The sequence below is a fragment of the Nesterenkonia lutea genome, from assembly GCF_014873955.1.
GTDB classification, from domain to species: domain Bacteria; phylum Actinomycetota; class Actinomycetes; order Actinomycetales; family Micrococcaceae; genus Nesterenkonia; species Nesterenkonia lutea.
Genome location: NZ_JADBED010000001.1, coordinates 2176713 through 2197751, shown reverse-complemented (window position 1 = coordinate 2197751; position 21039 = coordinate 2176713). Strand labels below are relative to the sequence as shown.

Genomic DNA, 21039 nt, shown 5'->3' with positions numbered 1-21039 from the left:
TGGCATGCCTCAAGGATGGCACAGGCCGCGGCCGGCGGCGGCGCGCTACGATGTCGCTCATGGCATGTGAGGCACAGCGATCCGGCACCGTGGAGACTCGTCGGGGGAGGCCGCGCAGCGAGGCCTCCCACCAGGCGGTCCTGGATGCGACCTCCCGGCTGCTCAGCGAGAGCTCGTATGAGGAGCTGACAGTCGAAGCCATCGCCTCCGAAGCGGGAGTCAGCAAGCAGACGATCTACCGCTGGTGGAAGTCCAAGGCCACGGTGGTGCTCGAGGTGATGCTCACCGGTGAGGCAGAGATCGAGATCGTCCCGATGCCCTCGACCGGCGATCTCCGTGCAGACTGCCTGACCTGGATACGTTCCATGCTGGTGGAGGCGTTCCAGGAGACCCACGTGGGCATGGCGCGCAGCCTCGTGGTGGCTGGTCTTCAGGGCGACCCGGGGACGGAGCGGCTGCTGGAGCAGGCCAGCATGTGGGATCACGGACCGCTTGCGGAGCGGCTGCGTGAGTCTGAGCGTGCCGGAGAGCTGCGTGAAGGCGTGGACATCACCGCAGCCGCCTCAGCCATGGGTGATCCGCTCATCTTCCGAATGCTCACCGGTGCCGCACCGACGACGAGCTGGGCGGAGAGTCTGGTCGACGTCGTCGTGACCGGTCTGCTGCGCCCGGAGGAGGACGCCGCACGCTGAATCTGCATGAAATATGTCACATATGGGGGGACAGAGCCGTGACTGAATTTCGAGACGCGGCGTTCCGTTTATGATCGTCTCATGGCAAAGCTCCTATATCGCCTCGGCCTGCTCTCCGCCCGCCGAGCCAAGACCGTCGTCGCAGCGTGGTTCGTCCTGCTCGCCCTCGCTGTCAGCTCGTTCCTCGCCTTCGGCGGTCAGCTGACCGATCAGATCAGCCTCCCCGACCTCGAGACCACCAAGGTGGCGGATCGGCTGGCCGAGGAGATGCCCGATGCCGGGGGAGGCAACGCGTCGGCTCTGCTGCGCACTCAGGACGGTGAGCCCTTCACGCAGGACCAGGAGGAGCAGATCGCTGAGTTCATCGACGAGCTTGAGTCGGATGAGGTCATCAGCAGTGTCGGAAATCCCTTCGCCACCCAGGAGGAGCTCGAGGATGCCCGCACCGAGATCACCGAGGGTGCCGAGGAGCTCGAGACCGGTCGTGAGGAGCTTGAGAGCGGTCGCGAAGAGATCGACGCAGGATTCGAACAGCTCGAAGAGGGTCAGGAGCAGCTCGACGAGGCCATCGCCCAGGCGCAGGAGCAGGGGGTCTACGAGGCCGCCGCGCCGCAGTTCGAGGCCCAGCAGGCAGAGATCGATGCGAACCGCGAGGCGCTGGAGGAGGCTGCCGCGGAGCTGGAGACCGGCGAGGAGGAGCTCTCCGAGGCGGAGTCCGAGCTTGAGCGCGGAGAGGCGATGCTGGAGCTGTCCTCCGGCGCGCAGGTCGTCTCCGAGGACGGCGACGTCGCAGTGCTGATGATCAGCTTCAGCGAGCCCATGGAGAGCGTGGGCACCGAAGAGCTGTCCTCCATCTCTGATGAGCTTGCTCAGGCAGACATCGACGGCGTGGACGCGCTCCCTGGTGGGGACCTCGACATGGAGCTTCCGCACCTGTTCTCGGTCGCCGAGCTGATCGGTCTGCTGATCGCCGCCGCGGTGCTGCTGATCATGCTGGGGACCTTCATCGGCGCGGGGCTGCCGCTGCTGAACGCGCTGATCGGCGTCGGGGTCGGCGTGGCCGGTGCGATGGCGCTCTCCGGAGTCGTCGAGATGATGTCGATGACCCCGATCCTGGGACTGATGCTCGGTCTCGCTGTCGGCATCGACTACTCGCTGTTCATCATCCACCGACATAGGCGGCAGCTGAAGGAGGGCATGGGGACCCACGACTCGATCGCCCTCGCCACCGGCACCGCCGGCAATGCAGTGGTCTTCGCCGGGGCCACCGTCGTGATCGCCCTGCTGGCGCTGAACGTGACAGGTCTGCCCTTCCTGGCGCTGATGGGCACAGTGGCCGCGGCCTGTGTGGCCATCGCGGTGCTGATCGCGGTGACCATGACTCCCGCGATGCTCTCGATCGTCGGCCGCAAGATCCTGCGCGGCAAGGAGCGCCGCCACATCGGCGAGTACCGGTCCAAGGTCGTGACGGAGCCGATGGGTCACGGGAAGGCCGTGGGCATCGCCGTTCTGGCTCTGCTGGGGCTGGGAGTGCTCTCGATCCCGACCTTCGACCTCCGCCTCGGTCTGCCGGATGCGAGCTCCAATGCCGAGGACTCTGCCTCCTACCAGGCATTCCATGCCACCGAAGAGGCGTTCGGAGCCGGCGTGAACGGGCCGCTGCTGGTCCTCGCGGATCTTCCCGAGGGACTCGATGACACCGCGGCGCAGGACTATCAGATCGACATCGGCAATGAGCTGCTCGCGAACGAGAACATCGCGGCGGCGGTCCCTGCGTCCCTGAACGATGACAACACCCTCGGCGTCTTCCAGGTCATCCCGGAGGATGGACCGGCCGCGGAGTCCACTGAGGCGCTGGTGCACGAGTTCCGTGACGGCGAGGTGCTCACCGGAGCCGACCTCGCCGACGTCGACCTCTCGGTGGCAGGCATGACCGCTGCACAGGTCGACATGTCAGATGTCATCTCCGACGCGCTCCCGCTCTACCTCGCGCTGGTGATCGGGCTTTCGCTGCTGCTCATGATCATGGTCTTCCGCTCGATCCTGCTGCCGGTGATCGCCACTCTCGGGTTCGTCGGATCCTTCGCGGCGGCGGTGGGCATCGTCGTGGCGGTCTTCCAGTGGGGCTGGTTCGCCGACTTCATCGGGGTCACCGAGCCAGGCCCGATCGTGACGTTCCTGCCGGTGCTGATGGTGGGCATCCTCTTCGGACTGGCGATGGACTATCAGCTGTTCACCGCCTCGGGCATGCGCGAGGCCTACGCCCATGGCTCAGCTCCGCGTCTGGCCGTGCGGCAGGGTCTGCATGCAGGACGCTCCGTGGTCACCGCAGCCGCACTGATCATGTCCTCGGTCTTCGCCGGCTTCATCTTCACCGACGATCCGATGGTGGCCTCCATGGGCCTGGGTCTCTCCGTGGGCGTGCTGCTCGACGCCTTCGTGGTGCGGCTGCTGCTGGTGCCGGCGCTGCTGCACCTGGCCGGCCCCGCAGCATGGTGGCTGCCGAAGTGGATGGACCGGATCATCCCCGATGTGGATGTCGAGGGCGCGAAGCTGGAGCGCAAGATGGTCGATGACTCGGCAGGCCGAGACATCTGACTCGGCAGATGAGAATGCCCGGCGTCCCCTCAGGCGGGCGCCGGGCAGTCTCGTCTGCGGAGTAGAAGGCTCAGTCGTCCTCGCCCTGCTCCGCGAGCGGCTCGTCCAGCAGCTCATAGACACCGTCGATGATCCGGTTCGGGCGGAACGGGAAATCCGCGATGCTCGACCGGCTGGATAGCCCTGACATCACCAGGATGGTGTGCATGCCGGCCTCCATGCCGGCCACGATGTCGGTGTCCATGCGATCACCGATCATGGCTGTCTCCATGGAGTGCGCGCCCAGGTGGTTCAGCGCAGAACGGAACATCATCGGATTGGGCTTGCCCACGACATAGGGCTCCCGTCCCGTGGCCTTGGTGATCAGCGAGGCGATGGCTCCGGTGGCCGGCAGCACGCCCTCCGCGCTGGGGCCGGTGGCGTCGGGATTCGTGAGGATGAACCGTGCACCGTCGTTGATCAGCCGCACGGCCTTGGTGATCGCCTCGAAGCTGTAGTTCCGGGTCTCGCCGACGACCACATAGTCCGGATTCGTCTCGGTCATGATGAATCCGGCGGCATGGATCGCGGTGGTCAGCCCGGCCTCGCCGATGACATAACAGCTGCCCTGCGCGTTGGAGACCGGGTCGATCTGGTTCGCCAGGAACGTCGCGCTGGCCAGAGCCGAGGTCCATATCCGCTCCTCGGGCACCACGAGTCCAGAGTGCCGCAGCCTGGCGCTGAGATCCCGCGCAGTGAAGATCGAATTGTTCGTCAGCACGAGATACGGGAGATCCTTGCGGCGCCACTGCTCCAGCAGCTCGGCGGCACCGGGGAGAGCCTCCTGCTCGCGCACGAGCACGCCGTCCATATCGGTCAGCCAGCATTCAATGTTCTCACCGTTCATGTACCGATCTTATGTCCTCCGCCTGTGGGTCCACTAGGCGCGGGCGCGCGAGCCGTGCCATGACCGACTCCTGAGCGCGCCACGCAGGTGTCGGTGTCGACCGCGGTCCATTGACTCTCGCGGTCCATCGACTCTCGCAGACCATTGACTCCCGTCGCCCGCTGTGGTCCATTAGTAGAGTAATTAACCAGAGAGGTAGTGAGCTGGGTATGCTGGTGCAGTTGCTTGAGGGAAGGTGAACGAGTTCGTGGAAGAAGGTCGGGCACTCTTTGTGCAGATCGCTGAGCAGCTGGAGGCGTCCGTCCTGGACGGCTCTCTGGCTGAGGGCGAGCGTGCCCCGTCCACCAATGAGCTCGCAGCCTTCCACCGGATCAATCCCGCCACCGCCGCCAAGGGGCTCAACCTCTTGGCGGACCGGGGAATCCTGGTCAAGCGCCGCGGCCTCGGGATGTTCGTCGCACCCGGGGCCCAGGCAGTGCTCACCGCGCAGCGCCGTCAGCAGTTCGCCGCGCACTACCTCGATCCGATCCTCGTCGAGGCCCGCACCGTCGGGCTCTCGGTCGAGACCATCATCGAGATGCTCCGCTCCAGAGCGTAGACAGCGCCACGTGCGCTGAAGGAAGGAGGCGGTCGTGAACACCGCCATAGAACTGATCCGGGTCTCGCGTCGATACCGCAGCACAGCGGCGCTGGAGGATGTGTCGCTCAGGCTCGAGGAGAACGCCATTCACGGACTGCTCGGCCGCAACGGCGCAGGCAAGACGACGCTGATGTCCGTCGCCACAGCCCAGGACTGGCCCTCCGCGGGGGAGGTGAAGATCCTCGGCGTGCGCCCACACGAGAACGAGCAGGTGCTCCCGAAGATCTGTTTCGTCCGTGAGGAGCAGCGCTATATCGACGACGCGCTCGCCAAGCACGCCTTCAGCGCCGCGTCCCGCGCCTTTCCGCGCTGGGATGCGGATCTGGCGGCACAGCTCACCCGCGAGTTCAGGGTCCCCGAGAAGACCCGGATCAAGAAGATGTCCCGCGGCCAGCGCTCCGCCGTGGGAGTCATCATCGGGATCGCATCCCGTGCTGAGGTGACCTTCTTCGATGAGCCGTATATGGGGCTCGATGCTGTGGCTCGGCAGCTGTTCTATGACCGGCTGCTCGAGGACTACGCTGCGCACCCGCGCACGGTGGTGATCTCCTCTCACCTGATCGATGAGATCGCGCATCTGATCGAGAACGTGGTGGTCATCGACCAAGGCCGGATCCTGCTCCAGGAGCCGGTGGAACAGCTGCGCGACCGCGCCGTCACCCTGGTGGGTCGAGAGGATGCAGTGGCTGAGGTCGCCGGCACCCGCGAGGTCCTGCACCATGAGTCCATGGGCCGGATCGTACGCACCACGGTGCTGGGCGCGCTCGACGAGACCGAACGCAGCCTGCTCCAGGCACGGGAGGTGGAGATCGTCCCGGTGTCTCTCCAGCAGCTCATCGTGCGGCTCACCGCACGCGAAGAAACGTCAGTGCAGACCACGATGGACCCATCCCAGGAGGTGGCCCGATGAGCAGCGTCGCAGTGCAGTCCATGACAGCTCCAGAATCGACCGGGCAGGAAGCAGCACGTTCGAGCTTCGCCCGAGTCCCATCAGCCTTCAAGCTGCAGTTCACCGTCCCTTCGCAGATGATCTGGGTCCCGCTGATCGTGTTCTTCGGCGCCTGGGCCGTGGCCATCGGCATCGGGCTCTGGGTGCGGCATCTCGCCGGCGAGGGAGCTGAGATCTATACAGGCGCGTCCCAGGCCACCATCTGGTGCTTGGCGTTCATCGCCGCCTATTCGGCCTCGCACACGTTCCCCTTCTCCATGGCACTGAGCTACAGCCGACGGGTCTTCGTGCTCGGGGCCTTCCTGGCCTTCGCGGCGGTTTCCGCCGGGTTCGGCACGCTCTTTGCGATCGCGATCCTGCTCGAGCGCGCCACCGACGGGTTCTGGGCCCAGACCTATACCTTCGACATCCCGGCGGTGACGCAGAACGCAGGAGCTCTCGGGGGAGGGATCCTGGCGGGCGCGGTGTGCCTGGGGGCGATGATGTTCGGGTTCTTCTGGTCGATCCTCTATCGCCGGGTCAGCCTCGTGATGCTGTGGGTCATCGCGCTGGCTCTCGTCGCGCTGCTGGCCGTGACCGTCATGGTGGTCACCCAGAATCAATGGTGGCCCCATGTCTGGGACTGGCTGGCCGTGCAGAGCTCATACTCGTTCGCCGGATGGGTGCTGCTGCTGACACTTGGGCTGACTGCCGTGAACTATCTGGTGATCCGGCGGGCAACGGCCTCCGCGTGAGGGGCGTGACTCACGCCTCGGACACAGAGAAAAGGAGCCCCGGATCGGCCAGCGTGAGGGGGACGCTGTATCGGCCGATCCGGGACTCCCGAATCACTCGCACCTTGATGAGGTAGTCCCTACTCTAGAGACTGTTCTTGGATGGGCACTTGCGATTACCTGGATAGTCACTGGGAATATCGGGCCGCTGTTCTGGACATGAAGAAGCCCCGGTTCGGCCAGCGTGAGGGACGCTGTATATGGCCGACCCGGGGCTTCCGAATCACTCGCACCTTGATGAGGCACTCTCTACGGTAATGATGTTTCTTGGCAGTACGCGGTGCAAATCCTGGGAGGTTGCTGGGTCTTTTCCGTGGACCTATTGCTCAGCCGGTCGGGGGGTGCCCGGATGGAGGATGAGCCGGTCGGCGTCGAAGGAGATTCGATGGGTCTTGACCGGGGTGAGGGCCGGGAGAGTCTCCGGAGCGCCGGTGCGCAGGCAGAACGCGGAGGCGTGCATCGGGCATTCCAGGGTGTCCTCTTCCACATAGCCGTCTGAGAGGGAGACGGCCTCGTGGGAGCAGGTATCGTCCAAGGCGTAGAAGGAGCCGTCCTCTGCGTGGACCACCGCGATGTCGTCATTCCAGCCGGTGGTCTCGGCTGGAACGCGGAAGACCTCGCCCTCTGGGTATCGGGCCGCGGGGCCCAGGTCGACGGGGGGAAGAGCTTCAGACGATGCCATGGGGCTGCCTCTCAGGAAGATGGACAAGTGCTGCCTGCATTGTCTCAGTTGTCGGAGCACATCTCACGGCACGTCCCAGGGCACGTCCCGAGCACGTCTCAGGGCCAGATCAGTGTCCGCGCAGCTGTTCCAGCTGGCGCCGCTCACGCTTGGTCGGACGGCCTGAGCCGCGCTCACGCACGGGCAGGCCGATGTCCCGTGGCCGGATGCGCTCCGGGGAGTGGTCCCGGTAGGCCTTCTGTGCCACGGGGGCGCCCACGCGCTTGGAGTGAGTATGAATGATCTCCAGGATCAGTTCGTGTCCGGGACGCCGGAGGTGGATGCGAGCACCGGGTTCCACCCGCATCGAGGCCTTGACCGGGTCTCCGTCGACAGTGATATGGCCCGCGCGACAAGCGGCTGTGGCGGCAGATCGTGTCTTGAACAGTCGGACGGACCAGAGCCACGCGTCGATGCGGACTGCGGCTCGCGGACCGAGGGGAGCGGTCTCAGTCATGGGCCCAGTCTAGGAGACATGCGGGCCGGCGGGGAATGCACAGACCCCGCGTACGGAGTGTGAGGGGACACTGTTCCGTGACGCGGGGTCTGCTGAATCACTCGCACCTTCAAGAGGCACTTACGAGACTAGGGTGACTTGGTGGGCGCAGAATGGGTGCCGCCTGGGAGAACCCTGGAACGTCAGCTCTGGGCGTCCTCGTCGCTGTGAGTCTGGTTGTGGTATTGGCCATCACAGAATTCGACAGTGAGCCATCCATCGACCGGTTCTGCCGCCACGAGAACCTCTTCTTCATCCAGATCCTCAACGTCTGTGTCCAGCAGCGTGAGAATCTTCTCGAGAGGTTCGCGCAACTCGACAGGAACAAGAATGTATGTCTGTTCGACAGCGGAATACGCATCATCCAGGATATCTTGTTCTTCGATCCCCTGATTCATATCTTCGTGGAGTCCATCAACCATAGATCCCACGGATAGACAGGCCTCCTCTTCGGAGAAAAACGCACCGAGTTCTTCCGTTCTTTCCATGTCCATTGCGTCTGGGTCTGGAAGGTCGGCATCTTCGCCGTCGTCGGCGGAGCCCTGGGAGGTCGGCTCCGCGGAGGCATCCGAGTCAGCTTCGGGTGCTGTGGACTCTTCTGTTCCTGTTTCTTCTGAGGCCGCCGCGCTCGGAGTCGCGGTCTCGTCGGTGCTGGCGTCGGACTCTTCCTCGACGGTGCACCCGATCAGCCCCAGGGGCGCGATCAGGGCGAGGGTTAGCATCCCGCGGAGGCGGGTGGAGGTGCGCACGGCGCGCGAAGGGAGGGCCGCCGACGGAGCAGGAAGCTGGTTCATGGGTCCAGTGTGGCACGTTGCTTCGACAACCGGTCACGTTCCGATCACAATGCCCTTCTGGCACGGTCAGGGTGCCGTTCCTGCCCCTGCTCAATGTGATACTTCTCGAGTGAGGGCAGTGTGACGCTTCCTGAATGTCCTGCGGTAGTGACATTCAGGTGTTGCACTGCCCTCCCGTCGTGATCGCAGGTCAGGTGCTGTCCCCGACGGGCAGGCCCCCGTTCATCGGCCGCCGAGTAACCGACGCGTGATGCAGCAGGGGACTCAGTTATACCCCGATCACGTCCTGGTTAAAGTCGGGCTGGAAGCTTTTCTAAAAACTCTTGTCACGGGTATCTATTCATGGGTTACAGTAGTCCTGACTCGGCAGGCCGTACGCGTTGGCTTCCCATCACCAAGTACGGTTCGCTGCTTCCCCAGTCGCCATATCTGCTTATGAATACTCATGCATGCGCGTGTCGCCGCATGTTGGCCCTCGTCGCCCCTACCTGGGGTTCTCTGGCTTTCCCAGCCGTGCAGAGAGGTCCGACAGCCGCCGCAGGTGTCTGCCGACGTATTCATGGAGCCGTTCGGATGTGAACGACTAGTGAGGAATCAGCTGTGCCGAAAAAACTCTCTTCTGCCGTTGTCGGCACTCTCGCCGTAGGCCTGACCATGCCGCTGACTGCCAATGCCGCAGCCGCTGCCCCCGTCGATGTGGCGCCGCTGCCCGCTGCGGGCGTGAACGCCCCCGCGGCCGGTGCCGCCAGTCTCAGCACGGTGGACATCGCTGCGACCCGCAGTGCCACCACGTTCCGCTACCCGCTCGCCAGTCGTTCCTTCAGCTATACGTCTCCCTACGGAGCGCGCTGCATGCCCACCCAGGGTGCCTCCACCTATCACCTGGGCCAGGACCTGGGTGCTGCGAACGGAAGCCCGATCTACTCCGTCGCCGATGGCACCGTGGTGCGGACGTTCAGCGGCAATCGCTACAACGCCGGCTACGTCGTGGTGCAGCATCGGATCGGCGGCAGGACCTTCCACAGCGCGTACTTCCACATGTGGGACGCCAACAGCCATGTGCGTATCGGGCAGAGCGTCAAAGCCGGTCAGACCATCGCCCGAGTCGGCAGCTCCGGCCCTTCCACCGGGCCTCACCTGCACCTGGAGATCTGGGAGGGCGCCTGGCTCAGCGGCACCTCCCATAATCCCACCACCTGGCTCGCCCAGCGCGGCGTCAATCTGCGCTCGGCAGCCAGCACCGTGCTGAACATCTCCGCCCCCGCCTCCTGTGACTACTACACGGCGAGCTCCACCCCGCTGCGCTCCACTGCGAGCAGCTCCGGCTCGATCATCAGGCAGCTGGGCGCAGGCACGGCACTGACGGCTGTCCCCGGCGACATCAGAAACTCCATGGTGCGGGTCAAGACCAATGGCCGCACCGGGTGGGTGGCGCATTCAGCCGTCACCCCGTCCCGTCCGAGCGGCTCCAGCACGGGCACGACCCCCGCCTCCAGCGCGCCCAAGGGCACCTCGGTCACGCCCACGAAGTACCGGACCACGACCTCCCTGAACGCGCGCAGCGGCCCCGGAACAAACTACGCGGTCCAGCAGGGCCTTGCTTCGGGCACCCAGGTGACAGTCACCGCCAAGTACGGCAGCTGGCTGAAGTTCAGCCGCAACGGTCAGACGGTCTGGTCCCACGGCGATTACCTCAAGAAGGTCGCGAGCTCCTCTTCGGGTTCTTCGACCTCGACTCCTGCTTCTTCCACCACCGCGGCCAGCGGCACCTACAAGGTCAAGAGCGGCGTGAGCCTGCGGGCGCGCAGCGGCGCTGGCACGTCGAACTCGATCGTGAAGGTCCTCAAGCCGGGCACCACGGTGAAGGTCACGGGCAAGAACGGTGGCTGGCTGAGCTATAAGGACGGTTCCCGGACCCTGTGGCTGCAGTCGAGTTGGCTGGACAAGTCCACGGCGTCCTCGACTCCTGCCTCTTCGACCACTTCGGCCAGCGGCACCTACAAGGTCAAGAGCGGCGTGAGCCTGCGGGCGCGCAGCGGCGCTGGCACGTCGAACTCGATCGTGAAGGTCCTCAAGCCGGGCACCACGGTGAAGGTCACGGGCAAGAACGGTGGCTGGCTGAGCTATAAGGACGGTTCCCGGACCCTGTGGCTGCAGTCGAGTTGGCTGGACAAGTCCACGGCGTCCTCGACTCCTGCTTCCTCGACCACTTCGGCCAGCGGCACCTACAAGGTCAAGAGCGGCGTGAGCCTGCGGGCACGCAGCGGCGCTGGCACGTCGAACTCGATCGTGAAGGTCCTCAAGCCGGGCACCACGGTGAAGGTCACGGGCAAGAACGGTGGCTGGCTGAGCTATAAGGACGGTTCCCGGACCCTGTGGCTGCAGTCGAGTTGGCTGGACAAGTCCACGGCGTCCTCGACTTCTGCTTCCTCGACCACTTCGGCCAGCGGCACCTATCAGGTCAAGAGCGGCGTGTACCTGAACGCGCGCACCGGTGCCAGCACCTCAAGCTCCAAGGCCAAGGTGCTGAAGCCGGGCACCACGGTGAAGGTCACAGGGAAGAGTGGTGTGTGGCTGAGCTATAAGGACGGCTCCCGCACCCTCTGGCTGCATTCGGGCTACCTGAACAAGGGCAGCAGCTCGAATGGGACAGGCTCCGGCTCCGGGACCGTCCCTGGCGGTCCTGAATCCTCCAGCTCCTCCGGTGAGACGACCACTGCGGCCAGCGGCACCTACAAGGTCAAGAGTGGTGTAAGCCTGCGGGCGCGCAGCGGCGCTGGCACGTCGAACTCGATCGTGAAGGTCCTCAAGCCGGGCACCACGGTGAAGGTCACCGGCAAGAAGGGCGAGTGGTTCAGCTTCAAGGACGGTTCTCGGACCCTGTGGCTGCAGTCGACCTGGTTGGACAAGTCCACGGCGTCCTCAGGCAGCAGCACCTCGTCGAGTGATTCGAGTGATTCGAGCAGCTCGTCGTCGAAGTCCTCCACCAGCTCCCCGAGCACTGCGAGCGGGACCTTCCAGGTCAAGTCCGGAATCTCGCTGAATGCGCGGACCGGTGCCAGCACCTCGAGTTCCAGCGCGAAGGTGCTCAAGGCAGGCACGAAGATCTCGGTCACCGGAAAGAAGGGTGAGTGGGTCAGCTTCAAGGACGGCTCGCGGACCCTGTGGGTGCATTCGGGCTACCTGATCAAGGCGACCGCCTCTGCCTCCTCGGGCAGCAGCACCTCGTCGAAGTCCTCCACCAGCTCGACGAGCACTGCGAGCGGGACCTTCCAGGTCAAGTCCGGCATCTCGCTGAATGCCCGCACCGGTGCCAGCAGCTCCAGCTCCAGCGCGAAGGTGCTCAAGGCAGGGACAAAGATCTCGATCACCGGGAAGAAGGGTGACTGGGTCAGCTTCAAGGACGGCTCGCGGACCCTGTGGGTGCATTCGGGCTATCTTGTGAAGGCTTCCTCTGCGTCCTCTTCCAGCGGTTCGACCAGCTCGAGCAGCTCGTCGTCGAAGTCCTCCACCAGCTCCACGAGCACTGCGAGCGGGACCTTCCAGGTCAAGTCCGGCATCTCGCTGAATGCCCGCACCGGAGCGAGCAGCTCCAGCTCCAGCGCGAAGGTGCTCAAGGCAGGGACAAAGATCTCGATCACCGGGAAGAAGGGTGACTGGGTCAGCTTCAAGGACGGCTCGCGGACTCTGTGGGTGCATTCGGGCTACCTGATCAAGGCGACCGCCTCTGCCTCCTCCGGCAGCAGCACCCCGTCCTCCAGTGACTCGAGCAGCACCGAGACTGCTCCGTCCTCGGACTCAGGCTCATCGACGAAGTCAGCAAGCGGGACCTACCACGTCAAGAGCAACGTCTACCTGAACGCTCGCAGCGGCCCCGGAACCTCGTACAGGATCGTGCTGAACCTGAACCCCAAGCGCGAGATCCAGATCACGGGTCGCAACGGCGACTGGGTGAGCTTCACCTACAGCGGCAAGACGGTGTGGGTGAACTCGGACTTCCTGAACTCCGGCTCCGCCAGTGCCTCCGCCTCGTCGAGCTCGAGCGACTCGAAGGATTCCAGCGGCGGGTCGAGCAGCAGCGAAGCACCCAAGGCCAACTCCACGAACAGCAGCAGCAAGGTCGTCGGCACCGCCTACAGCTCGAACACCGTGAATGTGCGGATGGGCCCCAGCACCAACAACAGCGTGATGTTCTCGGTGCCCACGGGAACCAAGGTCGAGCTGCTGCAGAAGAAGACGGACGGCTGGCAGGAGGTCAAGGTCAACGGAGCCACCGGCTGGATGTCCGCTCAGTTGCTGACCAGCAAGGCCCCCAGCTCCACCGGCACTGCCAGCTCGGGCAGCTCGAACACCGGGTCCTCCGGCTCCACCAGCGGCTCGGGGACCTCCACCTCCTCGAACATGCACGCCAAGAGCAAGAACGGACCGTACAGCCAGATCTGGGACAAGCTGGCCCAGTGCGAGTCCGGTCAGAACTGGAAGATCGACACCGGCAACGGCTTCTACGGCGGGGTGCAGTTCAGCCCAGAATCCTGGGAGGCTGTCGGCGGCTCGGGCTTCCCGCACGAGGCCAGCAAAGAGGAACAGATCAAGCGGGCCTACATGCTCTACAAGAAGCAGGGCTGGAACGCCTGGCCGCTCTGCAACCAGAAGCTGGGCCTCAGCGGAGATCCGGGCGGCTACGGGGACAGCTACTACAAGGTCCACCCGGACGCCAAGACGGTCTCCAACGTCTCAGCGGCCGGCACCTGGACTGCCACCTACAGCGTGCCTCTCCGCGAGTCGGCGGCCACCTCCGGTGACAAGCTGGTCCAGGTCCCGCGCGGCACCGAGCTCAAGCAGCTCAAGCGCGAGGGCTCATGGCTCAAGGTGGAATACACCTCCGGCGGGGAGACCCACACGGGCTGGGTGAACACCAGCTACATCTCCCAGGCCTGATCGGCCAGCACCGCAGACACACGACGGCGGGCTCGACTCACTCATTCGCGGGTGAGTCGCGTCCGCCGTCGTCGTCGTGATCAGCGGAAGCGAGCCTCCACGGCCTGACCGTGTGCCGGAAGTCCCTCTGCCTGGGCCAGTGCCGTGACATGGTCGGCCACCTGGCGCAGACCTTCTCGGCCGTAGGCGATGACCTGCTGGGACCGCAGGAAGCTCGAGACGTTCAGCCCGGAGGAGTATGCGGACGCGCCCCCGGTGGGAAGCACATGGTTGGATCCCGCGCCGTAGTCACCGAGAGAGACAGGGGTGAAGTCACCGACGAACACCGCTCCGGCGTTGTGGATCTCTTCGACGACGGTGGCATCGTCGATCGTCATCACCTCAAGGTGCTCGGCCCCGTAGGCATTGGCGATGTCCACCGCCTGGTCCATCGTGTCGACCACCAGCACGGCAGACTGCGCCCCGGTCAGTGCCTGCTTCACGCGAGCGTCGTGCCGCGTGGTGCGTGCCTGCGCCTCGACCTCGGTCATCACGGCTTCGGCAAGTGACATCGAGGTGGTCACCAGCACTGCGGCGGCCAGGGCATCGTGCTCGGCCTGGGAGATGAGATCTGCGGCGATCAGGCGGGCCTTCGCGGTCTCGTCGGCGAGGACCATGATCTCGGTGGGACCTGCCTCGGAGTCGATGCCCACCACACCCTGCACCGCCCGCTTCGCGGTGGCCACGAAGATGTTGCCCGGACCGGTGATCAGTGAGACCGGCGCACAGACCATCTCGCCTGCGTCGTCCCGGGCCCCATACGCAAACATCCCCACCGCCTGGGCGCCGCCGACGGCGTAGACCTCATCCACGCCCAGCAGGTGCGCGGCGCCGAGGATCGTCGGGTGGGGCAGCCCGCCGAAGTCCTTCTGCGGGGGCGAGGCGATCGCCAGAGAGGTGACGCCGGCCACCTGGGCGGGGACCACGTTCATGACCACCGAGGAGGGGTAGACCGCCTGACCGCCGGGCACATAGAGGCCCACTCGCCGGATCGGTGCCCACCGGTTGGTCACCCGGGCATCAGGCCCGGGGGAGACCACCGAGGCCGCTGGAAGCTGTGCGTTGTGCACCTCTCGGGTGCGCAGGATCAGCGTCTCGAGGGCGGCGCGCACGTTGGGCTCCAGCTGCTCCGCCGCCTCGCGCAGCTTCTCCGCCGGCACCCGGACGGAGGGAGGCCGCACCCCGTCGAACTTCTCCGAATACTCCAGCAGCGCGGAGACTCCGTTCTGACGCACATGCTTCAGAATCGGGGCCACGGTCTCGATCGTGGCAGATATGTCCTGGGCGGCGCGAGGGAGCACGGAGGCGGCATCGACCGAGCCTCCGCGCAGGTCTTTGAGAGTGAGCATGTTCCCATTGTCTCCACTGGCGTGCATTCCTGCCCACTTCGTGACGCGAGAGCCCACACACCGGACTCGCCGGAGCATCTCAGTGCCCATTCAGAAGGGCGTGGCATGATGCTGGCCATGGTCTTCTCCCGCATGGATTTCTCCGCAGTGCTCTCGGCAGACGCGTCGCCCCGGACCGTCCCGAGTGATCCAGAGCCCACCGATGGAGTCGACCAGATCGTCGAAGAGAGCGTGCCGGAGGGACTCGAGAGCCTGATCTCCCAGCAGGGTCCCTTCTTCGGGATCATCACGGGTCTGACCATCGCCGTGGTGATCGCACTGGTGGTCACGATCGCCTCCTCGATGGTGCTCAAGCAGTTCTTCCGGAACAACGAGCACGTGAAGCATGCGGTGAACCGCACCCGCACGCCGCTGTTCATCACACTGGTGCTCATCGGCGCGCGGCTCACGCTGGGGATCGTCGTGGACGAGGCCGAGTGGCTCCAACCGGTGTCCTTCGTCCTCCTCGTGGCGGTGGTCGTCTGCCTCGCCTGGTGGGCACTGCGGATCGTGCGGATCGCCGAGGCCATGATCCAGTCGAAATACATCGGATACGTGGACGGGGAGCTGGACGTGGACGACCGGCGCGGCCGCCGACTCTCCACACAGGTCTCCCTGATCCGGCGGATCCTGACTGCGGTGATCATCACGATGGCGGTGGCCGCGATCCTGCTCATGATTCCCCAGGTCCGCGCGCTCGGTGCGGGGCTGCTGGCCTCGGCCGGCGTGGCCTCGGTGGTGGTCGGGCTGGCCATGCAGTCAGTGCTGACCAACGTCTTCGCCGGCATCCAGCTGGCCTTCACCGATTCCATCCGCGCCGGCGACGTGGTCGTGATGGAGGGCAACTTCGGCTCGGTCGAGGACATCACGCTGACCGCCGTGGTGATCAAGTCCTGGGATGAGCGCCGCTTCATCTATCCCTCCAGCTACTTCGTCGCCACCCCGTTCGAGAACTGGACCCGGGTGGGCACCGAGATCCTCGGCACAGTGGAGCTCGACGTGGACTGGCGCGTTCCGATGGACCCGCTGCGCGCCCGACTGAAGCGTCTGCTGGACTCCGCCGAGCTCTGGGACGGCCGGGACTACTCCCTCCAGGTCACGGAGGCGGTCGGCGGCATGGTCAAGGCCCGGGTCGTGGTCTCGGCGCGAAACTCCGGGGAGCTCTGGGATCTGCGCTGTCTGATCCGCGAGGACCTGGTGAACTACCTCCGCGCGGAACATCCCTACGCGGTGCTCACCCAGCGCATGCTGCTCAGCAATGAAGAGGCGCTCTCGAAGGCCCCGGAGTCGGTGCGCACCGGTCAGGTGGGGGCCGTCGACGCCGCAGCGGACTCACAGCCGGTGGCGCACGCCGGGGAGGGCGCATCGATCTTCACCGGGTCGATCGCCGCTGTCCAGCGCAATCGTGAATTCTCCGGGCCGGGAGCGGGAGCTTACCGTGAGCGGCTCGAGCGTCAGGAAGACCGCAGCGAGCTCGAGAACGACGGCACGGCCTATGCCGAGGATGTGTCACCCGAGCAGGAGGACGAGGAGACCTTCGGCGCGGCCGCCACGCGTCGACCCGGAGAGCCAGCCCGTCCGCGCACAGAGGACCGGCCCCGCTGAGTCACGCTCAGCCTGCCGCTGCTCGCGAGGATCAGGCCGGCGGCGGAGGGGGCGTGTCGCGACCTCTGCCGGCCTTCGCCGTGCTCTTGGCCTTCGCCGCCTTATAGGCGTCCACCGTGTTGATCGCCTCGGTGGTGGGTTCGGCCGTGCCGTCCGCAGAGGTGCCATACTCCGCCGTGCCCGGGGCGCCGTGCTGCATGGTCGGATCCGCCTCGGACCCGCCCTGCTCGAGCCCAGCCTGCTCGGAGCCGCCGGTGCGCTTCTCCATGGCCCACTGCACCATGGAATCGGGCATGAACCGCAGACCCGCGGTGAGCATCTGGTAGCTCCGAGCCGGAACGCAGATGGCCGCACCCTGGGCATTGGCGGTCAGCGCCTCACGCACCACATCATCGGCCTCCAACCACATCCATCGCTTGGCGGACTTGATCCTGATGCCGGATCGCTGGTGGAACTCGGTCCGCACCAGGCCCGGCACCAGCGCCGTCACCGTCACCCCGCGTGAGCGCAGCTGGTTGTGCAGCCCCTTGGAGAAGTTGATCACCCAGGCCTTGGCCGCCGAATAGGTCCCGGTCGGCGTGTACCCCGCCACGGATGCCACGTTGATGATGCGCCCGCCGCGCCGCCGTGCCATGGCACTGGCCGCGGTGTGGGAGAGCTCGAGCGTGGTCTGCACGTGCAGCCGCAGCAGCCTGCGCTCGTCCTCAAGCTCAGAATCGATGAAGTCAGCGGCCAGCCCGTGCCCCGCGTTGTTCACCAGCAGGTGCACCGGGTGTGTGCGGTCGGCCAGGCGCTCCTGAACGGCCGCCACGCCGTCGTCCGTCACCAGGTCCGCCACGATCACCGACGTGCCCACGCCGTACTGGGAGGACATCGATTCCGCCTGCATCCGCAGTCGATCGCCGTCCCGCGCCACCAGGACCAGGTCGTACCCCTGCGCGGCCAGCTGGCGCGCGAAGGCTGCGCCGAGGCCTGCGGTGGAACCGGTGATGACAGCCGTGTGGTTGCTCATGCTGGCTATCCTAGAGTGCGCAGATGTGCAGCGGGTCCAGTATTGTTCAGGCTCTACCCAGACTCTCCGGAGATGCCCGGATCCGCCGCTGAGACGCTGGACACACCAGGAGGATCATTGCGCTGGAAAAGACGTGCTGCGTGGGGCCCCGCACCGCTGGCCGCCGACGAATGGGCGGTGCTCAGGGCCCAGATCGTGGCCGGGGACCTGATCTCCGTGGACGACGCGGTGGAGGAGCTCACCGGCTTCATGGACCCCTTCCGTGAAGACCTCGAGGGTCTGCCGGTGGTGGGCGTCACCGACGGTCAGCTCTCCGTGGCGAAGCACGAGGTTCTCGACGATCGCGGGCGACGCGCACTGGCGCTGACCTTCTATGCCGCTGACGGGTCGGGCAGCGCGAACTCTGATGCGTTCACCCGGCTGAACTCGGCCGCCTCCGCGCTGGTGGACTACTTCAACGCAGAGGGGATCACCGTGGAGTCGATCACCTGGACCGAGGGTGACCCGGTCAAGCGCCCATTCTAACTCGAACGGGGAGGGTCGAGCTCACCGAGGTGCTCGAGGTGCCCCAGCTGGGCGGCGGCGATCTTGGTGGTGATGCCGGCCGGCAGACCGCTCCGCTGCCCGTAGATGAGCCCGCCGAGCTCGGCGGCGCTGATCCGCCCGGCGTCGGAGTCGGTCTCGCGCAGCAGCGCGCGCACCTGGTCCAGCCGCTGGAGGCGGTGGGTCAGATACCGCTCGGCGACCTCGGCCACGCTGGGCTGTTCAGGTCCATGGGCGGGCAGCATCCGCGCCCCGCCGAAGCCGCGAAGCGTCTCGAGGCTGCGCAGGTAGTCCGTGAGGGTCCCGTCAGGATGGTCCAGCATCGTGGTCCCCTCACCCAGGAGCGTGTCTCCGGTGAGCATCGCCTGCCCCTGCGGCAGTGAACCTGACTGGATCCAGAAGCACAGCGAATCCGAGGTGTGCCCCGGAGTGTGCAGCACGCTCAGACGCAGACCCTCCAGAGCGATCTCCTCCCCAGGCGTCAGCGGTGCCGCTTCTTCGGTGCCGGTGCCCAGACACTGCTCCGGACTGTGCCCGCGGACCGGAGCCGCGAAAGCCTCGCTGAAGCTCGCCGCAGCTCCGGTGTGGTCAGCGTGACGATGTGTGACCAGGATCTGAGTCACCGGACGAGGTCCGACGACGGCGCGCACCTGCGCCAGATGTTCCGGGTGACCAGCCGGTCCAGGATCCACGATGACCACCGGCGCGCCCTCCCCGGCTCCCAGGACATAGGTGTTGGTCCCCTGCAGAGTCATGGGGGACGGATTGTTGCAGGTGATCCGCTTCACGGAGCTGGGCTCAGGCATGATCCCAGCGTACCGAGGCAGACCCAGATCAACCGATGAGCTCCCACGCGGACGCGTAGGCTTGGACCATGGCCGAGAACAGCGAACCAGCGACGACTGCAGGCAGCGAACATTCCACCAGAGGTGCCTATGTGACCGGTGGAGAGTTCACCCGGGACACCAACTACATCGAGGACAGGGTCGTCGCGGATCCGGAGGCGGTGCGTGCCGCCCCGCAGGAGGACTCCTCCTCCATCGGAGACCCGCGAGCGCTGGGACTCACCGAAGGGGGTCAGGCCTGGCAGGTGGAACCGGGGCGCTATCGCCTGGTGGCCGCCCGCGCGTGCCCGTGGGCGCACCGCTCGATCATCGTCCGCCGCCTGCTCGGACTGGAGGACGCCATCTCCCTGGGCACCCCGGGTCCCACCCATGACGCCCGCTCCTGGACGTTCGATCTGGACGAGGGCGGACGCGACCCGGTGCTGGGCACCGAACGGCTGCAGGAGAACTACTTCGCCCGCTTCCCGGACTACCCGCGGGGAATCACGGTGCCGGCGCTGGTGGACGTGTCCTCGGGCGGGGTCGTCACGAACAACTATCCTCAGCTGACCTTCGACCTCTCCACACAGTGGCGCGCCCATCACCGCGAGGGCGCGCCGGACCTGCTCCCGGAGGAGAAGATCCAGGAGATGCTGCCGGTGATCAAGCGGATCTTCACCGAGGTCAACAACGGCGTCTATCGGGCGGGCTTCGCCGGTTCGCAGAGCGCCTATGAGGACGCGTATGCGCGCCTTTTCACCGCGCTGGACTGGCTGGAGGAGCGGCTCGCCACGAGCAGGTACCTGATGGGCGAGCACATCACCGAGGCGGATGTCCGGCTCTTCACCACCCTGGTCCGCTTCGACCCGGTCTATCACGGCCATTTCAAGTGCAACCGCAACAAGCTCTCCGAGATGCCCAACCTGTGGGCCTACGCCCGGGATCTGTTCCAGACCCCCGGCTTCGGGGACACTGTGGACTTCGATCAGATCAAGCGGCACTATTACGAGGTCCATGAGGACATCAACCCGACCCAGATCGTCCCCGCCGGACCGGATCTGTCGAACTGGCTCAGCGGGCATGGCCGGGAGAGCCTCGGCGGCTCGGCCTTCGGCCAGGGATCCGCACCCGGCCCGCTCGCCGAGGCGGAGCGGCCTCCCGGGGCGAACCCGCTCAACCGCTAGCCCTCGTCGCCGCCGGGTTCAGTACTTCTGCGCCCACCGGTAGGGTTGCGGGTGAGAGAAGCACAGCGGCATGCGAAGGGGAGGGCTCAATGTCCGCATCAGATCAGCTTGACGGTCCTTTTCAGAAGCGATTCGTCGCGATGGGGGACTCGTTCACCGAAGGGATGGCGGACATCGATCCGTCAAGCCCCAACGGGGTGCGCGGCTGGGCCGATCGGGTGGCCGGACAGCTGATGTCCAATGACTCCTCCTGGGGCTATGCGAACCTCGCCGTGCGCGGCAAGAAGCTCGAGCAGGTCTTCGACGAGCAGCTGGACCCCGCCGTCGGACTCCAGCCCACCCTCGTCACCATCTACGCGGGCGGCAATGACATCCTGCGGCCCACTGTGAACGTGGATGCGCTCATGGAGCGCTACCGCTGGGGCGTCGAGAAGCTCATGAGCACCGGCGCCCGGGTGGTCCTCTTCACCGGATTCGACTCCGGACAGGCTCCGCTGTTCAAGGCCACCCGCGGGCGGACCGCGATCTACAACGAGCATGTGCGCAAGATCGCCGCCGATTTCGAGCTCGACCTCGTGGACTTCTGGCACATGCGGCAGTTCCAGGACTGGCGCTACTGGGACGTGGACCGCATGCACCTGGGGATCGCCGGTCATATGCTCATGGCCAAGGAGGTCCTCAAGGTGCTCGGCGAGAAGGACGAGATCGGGGACCCGGAGGTGGAGGATTCACCGCCGGTCTCCCTGCCGGAGCGCCTCCGGAGCGAGCTGACCTGGACCAGGGACTACTTCTACCCCTGGCTGAAGCGCCGGGTGACCCGCACCTCCTCCGGAGATGACATGTCGCCGAAGTACCCGCGACTGACCTCCCGGGTCTGGTGACCGGCAGCGCCTGAGCCGCCCGAGACCCGGCGCCTCAGCTGGCCGAGACCCGGCGCCTCAGCCGGCCGAGACCCGG

General features: G+C 65.8%; 17 protein-coding genes. 10 read left to right on the top strand and 7 right to left on the bottom strand.

Annotation, left to right across the window (positions count from 1 at the left end; translation table 11 throughout):
* Window positions 1-59: 59 nt before the first annotated feature.
* Together H4W27_RS10035 and H4W27_RS10030 are read left to right on the top strand one after the other, a co-directional pair.
* Window positions 60-692 (top strand): TetR/AcrR family transcriptional regulator, encoded by a 633-nt coding sequence (locus tag H4W27_RS10035; RefSeq protein ID WP_192595808.1) that lies wholly within the window; start codon window positions 60-62, stop codon window positions 690-692.
* Between the two features lie 81 nt (window positions 693-773).
* Complete coding sequence (locus H4W27_RS10030) at window positions 774-3290, top strand: MMPL family transporter (protein WP_192595807.1); 2517 nt, start codon at window positions 774-776, stop codon at window positions 3288-3290.
* A gap of 70 nt (window positions 3291-3360) precedes the next feature.
* On the opposite strand, the gene H4W27_RS10025 is transcribed toward H4W27_RS10030, so the two are convergent.
* On the bottom strand, window positions 3361-4176 hold the full coding sequence (locus H4W27_RS10025) for an HAD-IIA family hydrolase (protein ID WP_192595806.1): 816 nt from the start codon (window positions 4174-4176) through the stop codon (window positions 3361-3363).
* A 235-nt stretch (window positions 4177-4411) separates the two neighbouring features.
* Here H4W27_RS10025 and H4W27_RS10020 point away from each other — a divergent pair, with 235 nt between their 5' ends.
* Genes H4W27_RS10020 through H4W27_RS10010 form a run of 3 tightly spaced genes read left to right on the top strand, consistent with a single transcriptional unit; the run spans window position 4412 to window position 6499 of the window.
* Window positions 4412-4774, top strand: coding sequence for a GntR family transcriptional regulator (locus H4W27_RS10020; RefSeq protein WP_318782281.1), 363 nt, complete (start codon window positions 4412-4414; stop codon window positions 4772-4774).
* Between the two features lie 34 nt (window positions 4775-4808).
* Entirely contained in the window at window positions 4809-5726 is a 918-nt protein-coding gene (locus tag H4W27_RS10015) for an ATP-binding cassette domain-containing protein (protein ID WP_192595805.1), read from the top strand.
* Window positions 5723-6499, top strand: coding sequence for a hypothetical protein (locus tag H4W27_RS10010; protein ID WP_192595804.1), 777 nt, complete (start codon window positions 5723-5725; stop codon window positions 6497-6499). The genes H4W27_RS10015 and H4W27_RS10010 overlap by 4 nt, the downstream gene beginning before the upstream one ends.
* 358 nt (window positions 6500-6857) lie before the next feature.
* Here the strand turns inward: H4W27_RS10010 and H4W27_RS10005 are convergent, their stop codons facing one another.
* The 3 genes from H4W27_RS10005 to H4W27_RS09995 form a co-directional block, all read right to left on the bottom strand.
* Window positions 6858-7220: a non-heme iron oxygenase ferredoxin subunit gene (locus tag H4W27_RS10005; protein ID WP_192595803.1), complete on the bottom strand. Its 363-nt coding sequence runs from the start codon at window positions 7218-7220 to the stop codon at window positions 6858-6860.
* A 109-nt stretch (window positions 7221-7329) separates the two neighbouring features.
* Complete coding sequence (locus H4W27_RS10000) at window positions 7330-7716, bottom strand: RNA-binding S4 domain-containing protein (protein ID WP_192595802.1); 387 nt, start codon at window positions 7714-7716, stop codon at window positions 7330-7332.
* Window positions 7717-7898: 182 nt separating this feature from the next.
* The gene (locus tag H4W27_RS09995) at window positions 7899-8549 is read right to left on the bottom strand and encodes a hypothetical protein (RefSeq protein WP_192595801.1); all 651 of its coding nucleotides are present in this window, start codon (window positions 8547-8549) and stop codon (window positions 7899-7901) included.
* Window positions 8550-9149: 600 nt separating this feature from the next.
* Here H4W27_RS09995 and H4W27_RS09990 point away from each other — a divergent pair.
* Window positions 9150-13487 (top strand): SH3 domain-containing protein, encoded by a 4338-nt coding sequence (locus H4W27_RS09990; protein ID WP_192595800.1) that lies wholly within the window; start codon window positions 9150-9152, stop codon window positions 13485-13487.
* Window positions 13488-13567: 80 nt separating this feature from the next.
* Here the strand turns inward: H4W27_RS09990 and hisD are convergent, their stop codons facing one another.
* Window positions 13568-14875, bottom strand: a complete 1308-nt coding sequence (hisD, locus tag H4W27_RS09985; RefSeq protein WP_192595799.1) for a histidinol dehydrogenase — start codon at window positions 14873-14875, stop codon at window positions 13568-13570.
* Between the two features lie 105 nt (window positions 14876-14980).
* On the opposite strand from hisD, the gene H4W27_RS09980 reads away from it, so the two are divergent.
* Complete coding sequence (locus H4W27_RS09980) at window positions 14981-16519, top strand: mechanosensitive ion channel family protein (protein ID WP_225939077.1); 1539 nt, start codon at window positions 14981-14983, stop codon at window positions 16517-16519.
* Between the two features lie 31 nt (window positions 16520-16550).
* Here H4W27_RS09980 and H4W27_RS09975 read toward each other — a convergent pair whose 3' ends face one another.
* On the bottom strand, window positions 16551-17531 hold the full coding sequence (locus H4W27_RS09975) for an SDR family NAD(P)-dependent oxidoreductase (protein WP_192595798.1): 981 nt from the start codon (window positions 17529-17531) through the stop codon (window positions 16551-16553).
* 72 nt (window positions 17532-17603) lie between these two features.
* On the opposite strand from H4W27_RS09975, the gene H4W27_RS09970 reads away from it, so the two are divergent.
* The gene (locus H4W27_RS09970) at window positions 17604-18056 is read left to right on the top strand and encodes a hypothetical protein (RefSeq protein WP_192595797.1); all 453 of its coding nucleotides are present in this window, start codon (window positions 17604-17606) and stop codon (window positions 18054-18056) included.
* On the opposite strand, the gene H4W27_RS09965 is transcribed toward H4W27_RS09970, so the two are convergent.
* The gene (locus H4W27_RS09965; protein ID WP_192595796.1) at window positions 18053-18880 is read right to left on the bottom strand and encodes an MBL fold metallo-hydrolase; all 828 of its coding nucleotides are present in this window, start codon (window positions 18878-18880) and stop codon (window positions 18053-18055) included. The genes H4W27_RS09970 and H4W27_RS09965 overlap by 4 nt on opposite strands.
* 68 nt (window positions 18881-18948) lie before the next feature.
* On the opposite strand from H4W27_RS09965, the gene H4W27_RS09960 reads away from it, so the two are divergent.
* Window positions 18949-20082, top strand: a complete 1134-nt coding sequence (locus tag H4W27_RS09960) for a glutathione S-transferase family protein (protein WP_192595795.1) — start codon at window positions 18949-18951, stop codon at window positions 20080-20082.
* An 89-nt stretch (window positions 20083-20171) separates the two neighbouring features.
* On the top strand, window positions 20172-20963 hold the full coding sequence (locus H4W27_RS09955) for an SGNH/GDSL hydrolase family protein (protein ID WP_192595794.1): 792 nt from the start codon (window positions 20172-20174) through the stop codon (window positions 20961-20963).
* Window positions 20964-21039: the final 76 nt, after the last annotated feature.

Excerpts from the sequence above, each read along its gene's own strand:
- H4W27_RS09995 (WP_192595801.1), bottom strand. The coding sequence starts at position 8,549 with ATGAACCAGCTTCCTGCTCCGTCGGCGGCCCTCCCTTCGCGCGCCGTG.
- H4W27_RS09965 (WP_192595796.1), bottom strand. The coding sequence starts at position 18,880 with ATGCCTGAGCCCAGCTCCGTGAAGCGGATCACCTGCAACAATCCGTCC.
- H4W27_RS09980 (WP_225939077.1), top strand. The coding sequence starts at position 14,981 with ATGATGCTGGCCATGGTCTTCTCCCGCATGGATTTCTCCGCAGTGCTC.
- H4W27_RS09960 (WP_192595795.1), top strand. The coding sequence starts at position 18,949 with ATGGCCGAGAACAGCGAACCAGCGACGACTGCAGGCAGCGAACATTCC.
- H4W27_RS09975 (WP_192595798.1), bottom strand. The coding sequence starts at position 17,531 with ATGAGCAACCACACGGCTGTCATCACCGGTTCCACCGCAGGCCTCGGC.
- hisD (WP_192595799.1), bottom strand. The coding sequence starts at position 14,875 with ATGCTCACTCTCAAAGACCTGCGCGGAGGCTCGGTCGATGCCGCCTCC.
- H4W27_RS10010 (WP_192595804.1), top strand. The coding sequence starts at position 5,723 with ATGAGCAGCGTCGCAGTGCAGTCCATGACAGCTCCAGAATCGACCGGG.
- H4W27_RS10025 (WP_192595806.1), bottom strand. The coding sequence starts at position 4,176 with ATGAACGGTGAGAACATTGAATGCTGGCTGACCGATATGGACGGCGTG.
- H4W27_RS10035 (WP_192595808.1), top strand. The coding sequence starts at position 60 with ATGGCATGTGAGGCACAGCGATCCGGCACCGTGGAGACTCGTCGGGGG.
- H4W27_RS10030 (WP_192595807.1), top strand. The coding sequence starts at position 774 with ATGGCAAAGCTCCTATATCGCCTCGGCCTGCTCTCCGCCCGCCGAGCC.
- H4W27_RS09970 (WP_192595797.1), top strand. The coding sequence starts at position 17,604 with ATGCCCGGATCCGCCGCTGAGACGCTGGACACACCAGGAGGATCATTG.
- H4W27_RS10000 (WP_192595802.1), bottom strand. The coding sequence starts at position 7,716 with ATGACTGAGACCGCTCCCCTCGGTCCGCGAGCCGCAGTCCGCATCGAC.
- H4W27_RS10005 (WP_192595803.1), bottom strand. The coding sequence starts at position 7,220 with ATGGCATCGTCTGAAGCTCTTCCCCCCGTCGACCTGGGCCCCGCGGCC.
- H4W27_RS09955 (WP_192595794.1), top strand. The coding sequence starts at position 20,172 with ATGTCCGCATCAGATCAGCTTGACGGTCCTTTTCAGAAGCGATTCGTC.